We start from the raw sequence: 1,928 nt of genomic DNA, 5'->3' as shown, positions 1-1,928 counted from the left end.
CCCCGGCTCCCCCGGAGGCCCCGGTGGCCGTGCCCCTGGAGATCGCGGACTCGGCGCGGGCGCGACGGAGGGGACTGCTCGGGCGCACGGGCGTGTCGGGGGCGCTCCTGCTGACGCCGGCGCGCGGCGTGCACACCGTGCGGATGCGGTTCGCCATTGATGTGGCGTATCTCGACCGCGGGTGGCGCGTGCTGTCGGTCCGGACGATGCGCCCCGGACGCGTCGGGCTGCCGCGACCGCGGGCCAGACATGTGATCGAGGCGGAGGCCGGGGCGATGGCCCGGTGGGGCGTGCGCCGGGGTGCGCGGATCGTCGTGCGCGATGCCGGGAGCGGCGAGGAGTGACGGCCCGCGGTGCCGCGCGGCCCCCTCCACCGCGCGGCACCGCACGCGCGGTTTGCTCACGCGAATTAGCCTTGGTCTGAACTTACGTGACGCCCGGAGGCGAAACGAGCCAGTATTGATAACGATGCGGAATCAGGGGTTCAGTTGTGGGGTTTATGTGGCGGGTTGAGTCAAGAGGGCGCTCTGCCCGTTTCGATCGTCCTGGCGTGATTTACGTGCTTAACCCCTGTTGAAGCACTAGGCAACGCTGTCGGCCTTGCTGTCGGCTGCGGCCTTGTTGTCCGCCGCGATCTTGTTCGCCATCACCTGTTGCATGTGCTCGTCGCCCCACACCCCCAGGGGCACCAGGGCCGTGTTGAGGGACTCGCCGAGGGCGGTCAGCGAGTACTCGACCTTCGGCGGGACCTCGCGGTAGACCTCGCGGTGCACGATGCCGTCGGACTCCAGCTCCCGCAGCTGCTGGATCAGCACCTTCTCGCTGACACCGACGATGTGCCGCTTGAGCTCGCCGAAGCGCAGCGTCGTGCCCGAGTGCAGCGCCCAGAGGATCATCGGCTTCCACTTGCCGCCGACGACATCCACCGCGGCATCCAGCCCGCAGGCGTACGGCTCTCTGTCCTTGGGCACGGTCAACTCCCCCGGCTCGCGCGGTCACTTGCCCGGGCGCTTCCCCGGTCACTCACCTGTTCGACACTACCGGCTTGCGGAGGTCGAAGAGGTGCCGCGTGCTGTGCGCGACGAAGGGTCCCTCCGCCAGGATCCGGTCGTGCAGCTCGCGCAGCCGCGGCCGGTACGCCTCCACGGTGAAGCCCGGCACCATCCACACCACCTTGCGGAGGAAGTGGACGACCGCGCCGATGTCGTGGAACTCGATCCGCAGCCGCTCCACCCGCAGGTCCGCCACCTCCAGGCCCGCCGCCTCGGCCTCGGCACGCTCCTGCTCAGGATGGCGGGCGTTCCTGACCTCCTCCGGCTGCGGTCCGAGGAAGTACTCGACGACCTCGAAGACGCTGGCGGGCCCGACGTGCTGCGCGAAGTACGCACCGCCGGGGCGCAGCACGCGGGCGATCTCGGCGAAGTGGGCCTTGACCGGGTGACGGCTGGTGACCAGGTCGAACGCGGCGTCGGCGAACGGCAGCGGCGCGTCCTCCGGCGACGCGACGACCGCGACGCCGCGCGGGTGCAGCAGGGCGGTGGCCTTCGCGACGTTCGCGGGCCAGCCCTCCGTGGCGACGGCGAGCGGCGGCAGCGTGGCGGCGGAGGCCAGCACTTCGCCGCCGCCGGTCTGGATGTCGAGGCCGGCGGTGGCGTCGGCGAGGCGGTGGGCCATCGACTCGGCGTACCGCCACGAGGGGCGCGCCTCGGTGGCCCGGCCCTCGAACCAGGAGAAGTCCCATCCTTCGGTGGGCGCGGCCTCGGCTTCGGCCACGAGGTCGTCGAAGGTGCGGGGGTCCTGGCCGGTGTCACTGTTCATGGGGCAATCGTGACATCGGGGGCGTGTGTGGCACATCTGGGTTTGGTCCGGGTGCGGGGGCGCGTGTGCGGGGGCGCGTGTGCTCACGGGTGCGGGTGCGGGTGCGGTCG

The 1,928-nt window shown here is 71.4% G+C and carries 3 protein-coding genes; 1 reads left to right on the top strand and 2 read right to left on the bottom strand.

Annotated features, from left to right (window positions below; genetic code table 11):
* A partial coding sequence (locus AOK03_RS33425) for a DUF192 domain-containing protein (RefSeq protein ID WP_055569135.1) occupies positions 1-344 on the top strand: 344 nt, incomplete at its 5' end.
* Between the two features lie 237 nt (positions 345-581).
* Here the strand turns inward: AOK03_RS33425 and AOK03_RS33420 are convergent.
* A complete protein-coding gene (locus AOK03_RS33420; RefSeq protein WP_055569134.1) occupies positions 582-971 on the bottom strand; it encodes a winged helix-turn-helix transcriptional regulator in 390 nt (129 codons plus the stop codon).
* Positions 972-1,023: 52 nt separating this feature from the next.
* Positions 1,024-1,818, bottom strand: a complete 795-nt coding sequence (locus tag AOK03_RS33415) for a class I SAM-dependent methyltransferase (protein ID WP_055569133.1) — start codon at positions 1,816-1,818, stop codon at positions 1,024-1,026.
* Positions 1,819-1,928: the final 110 nt, after the last annotated feature.

The organism is Streptomyces atriruber (assembly GCF_001418325.1).
Lineage (GTDB): Bacteria > Actinomycetota > Actinomycetes > Streptomycetales > Streptomycetaceae > Streptomyces > Streptomyces atriruber.
This window is presented reverse-complemented; position numbering and strand designations above follow the sequence as displayed.